The sequence below is a fragment of the Cryobacterium sp. TMT2-42-4 genome (genome assembly GCF_004402645.1).
Taxonomy (GTDB): Bacteria; Actinomycetota; Actinomycetes; order Actinomycetales; family Microbacteriaceae; genus Cryobacterium; species Cryobacterium sandaracinum.
In genome coordinates, this window is the sequence record NZ_SOFT01000029.1 from 1 (window position 1) to 1609 (window position 1609).

Sequence of the window (1609 nt, forward strand, 5' to 3'; positions counted from 1 at the left end):
AACCATTCCAACCGACGTGCTGTAAACAGCTCGCGGCGTACCGGGTTCACCAGTGTCCTCCACGCATCAATGTCAATGTTCCACCCATGAGCGCCACCGGAGAACGTATGTCTCCGTAATGGCTTGGCACCATGATCTCCCTGTATACAGAGGAGAGGTGCTGTGCTCCTTAGAAAGGAGGTGATCCAGCCGCACCTTCCGGTACGGCTACCTTGTTACGACTTAGTCCTAATCACCGATCCCACCTTCGACAGCTCCTCCCCTTGCGGGTTAGGCCACTGGCTTCGGGTGTTACCGACTTTCATGACTTGACGGGCGGTGTGTACAAGGCCCGGGAACGTATTCACCGCAGCGTTGCTGATCTGCGATTACTAGCGACTCCGACTTCATGAGGTCGAGTTGCAGACCTCAATCCGAACTGAGACCGGCTTTTTGGGATTCGCTCCACCTTGCGGTATTGCAGCCCTTTGTACCGGCCATTGTAGCATGCGTGAAGCCCAAGACATAAGGGGCATGATGATTTGACGTCATCCCCACCTTCCTCCGAGTTGACCCCGGCAGTATCCCATGAGTTCCCACCATTACGTGCTGGCAACATAGGACGAGGGTTGCGCTCGTTGCGGGACTTAACCCAACATCTCACGACACGAGCTGACGACAACCATGCACCACCTGTATAGAGACCTTGCGGGGCGACTGTTTCCAGACGTTTCCTCTATATGTCAAGCCTTGGTAAGGTTCTTCGCGTTGCATCGAATTAATCCGCATGCTCCGCCGCTTGTGCGGGCCCCCGTCAATTCCTTTGAGTTTTAGCCTTGCGGCCGTACTCCCCAGGCGGGGAACTTAATGCGTTAGCTGCGACACGGAGACCGTGGAATGGTCCCCACATCTAGTTCCCAACGTTTACGGCATGGACTACCAGGGTATCTAATCCTGTTCGCTCCCCATGCTTTCGCTCCTCAGCGTCAGTTACGGCCCAGAGATCTGCCTTCGCCATTGGTGTTCCTCCTGATATCTGCGCATTCCACCGCTACACCAGGAATTCCAATCTCCCCTACCGCACTCTAGTCTGCCCGTACCCACTGCAGGCCCGAGGTTGAGCCTCGGGTTTTCACAGCAGACGCGACAAACCGCCTACGAGCTCTTTACGCCCAATAATTCCGGACAACGCTTGCACCCTACGTATTACCGCGGCTGCTGGCACGTAGTTAGCCGGTGCTTTTTCTGCAGGTACCGTCACTTTTACGCTTCTTCCCTACTAAAAGAGGTTTACAACCCGAAGGCCGTCGTCCCTCACGCGGCGTTGCTGCATCAGGCTTTCGCCCATTGTGCAATATTCCCCACTGCTGCCTCCCGTAGGAGTCTGGGCCGTGTCTCAGTCCCAGTGTGGCCGGTCACCCTCTCAGGCCGGCTACCCGTCGTCGCCTTGGTGAGCCATTACCTCACCAACTAGCTGATAGGCCGCGAGCTCATCCTTGACCAAAATTCTTTCCACCCCAGAAGATGCCTTCCAAGGTCGTATCCGGTATTAGACGTCGTTTCCAACGCTTATCCCAGAGTCAAGGGCAGATTGCTCACGTGTTACTCACCCGTTCGCCACTGATCAGAG

The 1609-nt window shown here is 55.7% G+C and carries 1 rRNA gene; it reads right to left on the reverse strand.

What is annotated here, in order from left to right:
* Nucleotides 1-173: 173 nt before the first annotated feature.
* Nucleotides 174-1609 (reverse strand): 16S ribosomal RNA (locus tag E3O18_RS10240); the annotation flags it as partial.